Annotated in this window: 5 protein-coding genes, 1 pseudogene and 1 riboswitch; of the genes and pseudogenes, 5 read left to right on the plus strand and 1 reads right to left on the minus strand. The window is 67.8% G+C overall.

Annotated features, from left to right (window positions below):
- The first annotated feature begins 679 nt into the window (after positions 1-679).
- From VN779_RS06360 to VN779_RS06370, 3 genes are all read left to right on the plus strand, one after another.
- Positions 680-964, plus strand: a complete 285-nt coding sequence (locus VN779_RS06360; RefSeq protein ID WP_325721111.1) for a hypothetical protein — start codon at positions 680-682, stop codon at positions 962-964.
- A 632-nt stretch (positions 965-1,596) separates the two neighbouring features.
- On the plus strand, positions 1,597-2,865 hold the full coding sequence (locus tag VN779_RS06365; protein WP_325721113.1) for a hypothetical protein: 1,269 nt from the start codon (positions 1,597-1,599) through the stop codon (positions 2,863-2,865).
- A gap of 13 nt (positions 2,866-2,878) precedes the next feature.
- Positions 2,879-3,814 carry a 3-oxoacyl-[acyl-carrier-protein] synthase III C-terminal domain-containing protein gene (locus VN779_RS06370; protein WP_325721115.1) on the plus strand — a complete coding sequence of 312 codons (936 nt, stop codon included), beginning with the start codon at positions 2,879-2,881 and terminating at the stop codon, positions 3,812-3,814.
- 29 nt (positions 3,815-3,843) lie between these two features.
- Here the strand turns inward: VN779_RS06370 and VN779_RS06375 are convergent, their stop codons facing one another.
- Positions 3,844-4,953, minus strand: a complete 1,110-nt coding sequence (locus VN779_RS06375) for a HoxN/HupN/NixA family nickel/cobalt transporter (RefSeq protein ID WP_325721116.1) — start codon at positions 4,951-4,953, stop codon at positions 3,844-3,846.
- A 28-nt stretch (positions 4,954-4,981) separates the two neighbouring features.
- Positions 4,982-5,171: riboswitch (cobalamin riboswitch) on the minus strand.
- Between the two features lie 81 nt (positions 5,172-5,252).
- Between VN779_RS06375 and VN779_RS06380 the strand changes: the two genes are divergently transcribed.
- On the plus strand, positions 5,253-5,624 hold the full coding sequence (locus VN779_RS06380) for a metalloregulator ArsR/SmtB family transcription factor (RefSeq protein ID WP_325721118.1): 372 nt from the start codon (positions 5,253-5,255) through the stop codon (positions 5,622-5,624).
- Between the two features lie 336 nt (positions 5,625-5,960).
- Positions 5,961-6,167, plus strand: a pseudogene (locus VN779_RS06385) (hypothetical protein); the annotation flags it as partial.

Consider the following 6,167-nt stretch of genomic DNA (forward strand, 5'->3'; position numbering starts at 1 on the left):
CGACCGGCGGCCGGCACGCGGCGTCGGCGTCCTCGGCGCAGCCGGAAGGTGAACCGGGAAAAGCCGAGCCGGTGGTTGAGCCGGCGAAGTCGAAGTAGCAGCAGCCGAAGCACGCGACGACGTAACGGCAGCGAAGCTAAAGAACGAGTCGGGCGATCCGGAGGGACCGTTGATGAAGGCGACCTTGCCGTTGTTCGGCACGATCACCCGGTTCGCGATTGTCTGGTTCACCGGAAGTTCAGGTCGGACACGGTCGCCTGAGCTGCCGTCGTATTAGTCGGCGGCCTTCACGTTCAGCGCGCTGTCAGGACCGGGAGCGGCCAGCCGACTCCGGCCACCTCGAGCTTGATGACGCCGCCCGCGGCTACTGCGCCCTACGCCTCGCCTCGCTGAAGAGCGCGGACATGAGTTCGGCGAGGGCGAAGGCCTAGTGGTACAACTCGCGTATACTCCGACGACTTTGCCCGCGCACCGACCCCTCCTTCTCCCCGGACGGCACGCGAATTGCCTTCGTGCGCACGGTCGACGGATTCGACCAGGTCTTCGGGCGGGCGTCCGACGGAAGTAGCACCGCGTTTCAGGTTGGCAGGGTCAACACCGTCGCGGACGCTAGTCGCGCAGGAATGATCGGCGCGAACAGCTCGATCACGCTGAGAGTCGGCGGAGTCGGCGCACCCCGGTGGCGGCGAACAGCGCGGTGACGCTGAACCTGCCCGGCCTGCCCGCGGGCACGAGCGCTGTCATCCTCAACGTGACCGTGACGGCTCCGGCGAACAGCGGCTACCTGACGGTGTACCCAGGCTCCGGCGCCGCCCCGACGACGTCGAACCTCAACTTCAGCGCGGGCGAGACGATCCCGAACCTGGTGGTCGTCGCGGTCACGAACGGAAAGGTGAGCTTCTTCAACGGCAGCTCCGGCACCGTGCACGTGATCGCAGACCTCTTCGGTGCGTACGCGCAGTGAGATAGCACAGAGCTAGCAACCGCCTGAGAAGCCGGGGCGCCCCACCGAGATGGTGTGGGCACCCCGGCTTTTTCGTCGCCGTCATTGACGGCGACTCGCGCGGCTCATGCGGCGCTGCAATTGCCGCGCTTATGGAACTTTCACCGGAAAGCGAGGGCGATCATGTCGCCGACGAGCCTGGATTCCCGGTAGCGCAGGACCAGCACTGCCGAGATTGGTCTAGTCCATTGACGCTCTGTGACCGAAGTGACAGTCTCCAGACACGCGTGAACTTTGCTCTGCCAGGCACGGCCCTGTGTACAGCTGGAGGAAAGGACCCGATGGGCACGAGCGTCCGCGCGGCACTGGCCGCTGATCCCGAGGCCGGCGCCGACACGGTAACGGGGGGCGACATCGGAACGAGGGCCGAGAACGCAATCGGGCGCGGCGCGGATCTGCACGAGAGCGCGTTCCCGCTGTCAGCCACGGTCCCACCGTTCAACGCCTCGATCAGGCCGGCGCTCCTGCCGATCCCGACCGAGCGGGTGCCGGTGCGTTTCTCCGGAGACGGCGAAGGCATCGGGGAGCTGACCTGGGGACAGCGCGAGATCCTGCAGGCGATGGTCTGGCAGGGCTGGATCGCGCTCGGCGGAGTGCTGCCGCTGCCGCCGGGCGCCACTGTCGAGGGCGCCGCCGACCAGCTCAGGTACATGGTGTCCCGCTTCCCGTCCATGCGCACGAAGCTGCGCTTCGACGCCCAGGGCTACGCGCGGCAAGAGGTGCATAGCTCCGGCGAAGTCATGCTCGATGTCTTCGATCTCGCACCCGGCGCCGATCCGGACGAGACCGCCGCGCAAATCGAAGCCTGCTACCGGACCAGGCCGCGCGACTTCCGCGTGCAGTGGCCGGTGCAGATGGGAGTGCTACGCCAGGCCGGTCGTCCGACGCACGTGATCGCGATCTCATGCCACACCGTCAGCGACGGGCTTGGCATGCAGGCGCTCGGCCGGGAGGTCGACGCGCGGGTGACCGAACCGGCGATCGGCCTCCAGCAGCTCGAGTTGGCCGCGTGGCAGCACTCGCCGGCCGGGCGCCGGATCAGCGATGCGGCGATACGGCGCATGGAAAAGGCACTGCGCTCGGTGCCGCCGCGTCCGCTGCCGCTCTCGGATGACGAGCGCGACCCGCGGCATTGGACCGGTGTGTTGCGGTCGCGCGCTTTGAAGCTTGCCTTGCCCGCCATCGCCGCGCGCACCGAATCGGATTCCTCGGCCGTGCTTTTGGCGCTGTTCGCGACCGCGCTTGGCCGGCTCGGGCTGCTGAATCCCGCCGTCATCAGACCTCTGTCAAGCAATCGCTTCCGGCCCGGCCTCACCGACATGGTGGGCAATCTCGTGCAAAGCGGAGTCTGCATTCTCGACACGGCCGAGACGACGATCGACGACGTCGTGCGCCGAGCGCGTCAGGCCTCGATGACGGTTCGTAAGTACTCTTATTTCGACCCGCGCGCCGAGACCGCGCTTATCGAGCGACTGGCTCGTGAAGCGCGCGAACTCGATCCGGATGCGCCGTCGTGGTCGGGCGCCAACTGGGCGTTCTTCAACGATCGCCGCATCGCGCCGAGCGAGGCGGCCCGTAGTCCGCAAGAGCTGGAGACGGCCAGACTGCGCAGCAGTTTCGGCTGGCTCGATAAGAAGAAGAACCCTTACGATCAGCTGTTCCTCCACGTCGACGACGCGGAAGACGGCGTCGCGATCATGGTCTGCGCGGATACCCGGCACATTTCGCCGGCTTGCAACGAAGCGCTGGCCCGGGAAATGGAGGCGGCCGCGATCGAGGCCGCGTTCAACGCGGAAGCGCCGACTCGCGTGAGCGAACCCGCCCCGACTGCGAGTACTGCGATCGCGCTCGCGGAAAGCTGAGGCGCGTGACGCCATGACCGCGCTGGAAGCCGTCGGCGTGTACGTCCCGCCCGGCCGAGTCCCGGTGGAGGGCCTGGCTGAGCATTTCGGGCTGTCGACGATGCGGGTCCAAGTCTTCCGGCGACCTCACCAGTTCGGGCAGGTCAGCCGAGACCCTGACGGCGGCCTGCTCGAACTGCTGCGTGGCGCGGTCGCCGACCTCGACGGGCTGCGTGGCCGAGAAGACCGGGTGCGGTACGTCGTGCACGCACGCACGTTTCCGGTGGTCGTGACATACCCGCAGAATCCGTTGCAGGAGTTGTGTTACGAGTTCGGGCTCGAACAGGCCGCGACGTTCGCGGTCGGTCACCACGCCAGCGCCTCCGGCCTGCTCGCGGTGGACGTCGCCGGACGTCTCCTCACCGCGGACGCCGACCCGGACGCGCTCGCGCTGGTCGTGGCCGGGGAGAAAGCGCTCGGCCGGCAGTCCCGGACCGCACCCGAGCCCGCGTTCTTCGGGGAGGGCGCAGCGGCCTGCCTGATCCGCGCGGAGGGTACGCATGATCGGCTGCTCGCTTACGCGACCGAATTGCGCAGCGAATTCGACATCGACGACGACTCGGCCGGCCCGACCGTCGCCTTCCAGCAGCAGTACACGGACTGCCTCGCGGCGGCGATTTCGACCGCGGTCGAGCGCTGCGGGCTGGAGATGGGAGCGATCAGCCTCATCCTGCCGCACAGCGTCGACCGGATGGCCTGGCAGTTGGTGTGCCACCGGCTCGGATTCCCGCTTGAGCGGGTGGTGCTGGACAATCTCGCGTCCGTCGGCCACCTGTTCTGCGCGGACGCCTTCGTGAGCTACCGGACCGCGCGCACCCGCGGCCTGCTGCGGCCGGGCGACCATTACGTGATGGCGGCGGCCGGGTCAGGCCTCGGCGCCGCGTTCTCGGCAATGGTCTTCGAGCACTGAGGGCGCTCGACGCTCGCCCTTGCCGTTCCCTATGCCCGATCCGCTTCGGCCACCTGCCAACGCCGCTCGACCCGCGCGATCTTCCAATACGCGATCGCGACCGCCCAGACGACGACGAAGGCGGCGACGATGATGAAGCCGACGTTGTTCAAGTTCAGGTTCGAGATCCAGTCGGTGACCGGGTTGACCAGGCCAAGTTGGTCGTGGGCGACGCCGATCAGTTCGATGCTGCCGATGATCAGCGCGACGGCCACCGACAGTCCGGTGATGGTCAGGTTGTAGTAGACCTTGCGGATCGGGTTGGAAAACGCCCAGTGGTAGGCGAAGTTCATGAAGGTGCCGTCGAGGGTGTCGAACAGCGACATGCCCGCGGTGAACAGCAGCGGCAGGCACAAAATCGCGTACCAGGGCAGTCCAGCGGCGGCGGTGGACCCGGCGAGGGCGAGCAGCAGCACCTCGGTCGCCGTGTCGAAGCCGATGCCGAACAGCAGTCCTACGGGGTACATCTGCCCGGGCCGAGTGATCGACTTGGTGAGACGCCCGAGGATCCGGTTCAGGAAACCGCGCTTGTCCAACTGCTCGGTGAGCACGGCCTCGTCGAACTGGCCGCGGCGCATCCCCCGATACACCTTCGCAATCCCGATCAGTGCGCCCAAGTTCAGGATCCCGATCAGGTAGAGGAAGCCGCCTGATGCACTTGTGGACACCAGACCGAGAGTCTGGCGAGCCGACGACCCGTCAGCGGTGAGCGACGTGATCTGCCGAGTGCCCGCTGCGATCCCGGCCGCGAGCAGCACCACGATCGTGGAGTGGCCGAGAGCGAACCAGAAGCCGACCGAGACGGGTCGTTTGCCGTCGGCCATCAGCTTGCGGGTGGTGTTGTCGATCGCGGCGATATGGTCGGCGTCGAAGGCGTGCCGCATCCCGAGCGTGTACGCGGTGATCCCGAGTCCGAACCCGAACACTTGCTTGCCCACGGTGTAGTGCTGCGGAGCGATCAGGAAAACGAGAATCCCGAACGCCGCGACGTGCAGCAGGCCGATCACCGCGATCAGCCCGGCGAATCGGACCCAGTCCGCACGCCGCCAGCGCGCGCTCGTTCGGGCTGCGGGAAGGGAAACAGCTTCGGGCACGCTCACGCGGACCGCCTCCAACACCTCGTGGATGGTCGACTACGGTGCCGTGGCCGGTCTCCTGGCTGACGGGTCCAGCGCGCCCGTCCCGCCTTCCCGGACCCCGAGGGCATCCAGTGGCTCCGGCAGGCTGCCGGATGGAACGAGCGCTTCCCGATCACAGTGGCGAGGGCCGCTCCGGTTTCACACCGGTCTTCCCGAACACCACGGCCAGATCACCGTAGCGACAAGCCAGCGGCCCTGCAAGGCTCATCATCTGTGCAGGTGTGGTGCGCGAGGTGCGCGCGAGGGTCACAATGGACGGCATGCACCTGGTACCCGCCGACCAAGCCCACCGCCACCCGATCGACGAGCACCGGGTGTGCGAGGCGATCGAGGCGATCGGCGAGCCGACGGACGTCGAGCAGTGGGCCGGACGCTTCGCCCTGCTCGCCGACCCCGGCCGGCTGCGCCTGCTGCGCGCGATCGCCGCGTGCCCGCAGATCAGCGTCACCGACCTGGCGATCGCGGCGGGCATGAACGACACGGCCGTCTCTCAAGCGCTACGCCTGCTGCGCGTCGCCGGCGCGGTCGCGGGCCGTAAGGACGGCCGAGTCATGCGCTACCGCATCAGCGACGAGACCATCAGTGCCCTGCTCGCGCAGACCCAGCCGAGCCCCGAACCGGCCCGCGCCTAGCCCGACAACGCGCCTGTAATCGCGCCCGCGCCAGTTTCTGTGGCCGGGCAGTAGCTGTGGCGCACCGCACCGCACCGCACCGCCGTTGGACGCCGCCGTACCAAGTAGCGAGATCAGGACCCACAGGACCGCTGACCAGCACCTGACTACTTTCGGGTGAAGATCACGGCGCACCGTCACATTCCCACCGTCACGCACCGCGTCCGTGGCACGATCACGCGCGGAAACCCATCGCGCGCCCGGAAGGTGGCGGTCAGCCGGTGCGCAGTGTGCCAGTGCCGACCGCAGCGCGACGTGTCGCATTCGAAGAGCGGGCCGGCCACGATGACTGCAAACATGGACCCTGCAGTCGAGCGTAGTGACGCGGTCGGCCGTAGTGACGCGGTCGAGCGCGGCGACACGGCGTACGTGCTGCGCAAGCTCCCCGAGGTCACCGCCTTGTTCTGGCTCGTGAAGACGGTCGCGGTGACGCTGGGGGAGACATTGGGCGATCTGCTCGGCATCACCGTGGAGCTCGGTTATTTCGCCACGGCCGGCCTCTTC

The organism is Actinocrinis sp. (assembly GCF_035605935.1).
Lineage (GTDB): Bacteria > Actinomycetota > Actinomycetes > Streptomycetales > Catenulisporaceae > Actinocrinis.

Coding starts and splice junctions, on each gene's coding strand:
- VN779_RS06380 (WP_325721118.1), top strand. CDS start 5,253: ATGCACCTGGTACCCGCCGACCAAGCCCACCGCCACCCGATCGACGAG.
- VN779_RS06370 (WP_325721115.1), top strand. CDS start 2,879: ATGACCGCGCTGGAAGCCGTCGGCGTGTACGTCCCGCCCGGCCGAGTC.